The organism is Cobetia sp. SIMBA_158, from assembly GCF_046566945.1.
Lineage (GTDB): Bacteria > Pseudomonadota > Gammaproteobacteria > Pseudomonadales > Halomonadaceae > Cobetia > Cobetia amphilecti.
In genome coordinates this window covers 1-246 of the sequence record NZ_JAWJYL010000874.1, presented here as the reverse complement: position 1 = coordinate 246, position 246 = coordinate 1, and the positions used below count along the sequence as shown (strand labels likewise).

General features: G+C 51.6%; 1 protein-coding gene. It reads left to right on the top strand.

The window, feature by feature from the left end:
• The coding region (locus R2R70_RS22320; RefSeq protein ID WP_410979246.1) for a UvrD-helicase domain-containing protein at positions 1 to 246 on the top strand (246 nt) is incomplete at both ends.

The window sequence follows — 246 nt, the reverse complement described above, 5'->3', positions numbered from 1 at the left end:
GTGTCGGGCAGACGCTGGGTCGCAAAGAGGCGCGCGGGCTGATGATCTCCACTTTTCACACGCTGGGGTTCGATATCATCAAACGCGAGTATGCGGCGCTTGGGATGAAGGCGAACTTTTCGCTGTTTGACGATACCGATCAGCTGGCGTTGCTCAAAGAGTTGACCGAAGGGCTGATTGAAGATGACAAAGTTCTCCTGCAACAGTTGATTTCGACCATCTCTAACTGGAAGAACGATCTCAAAA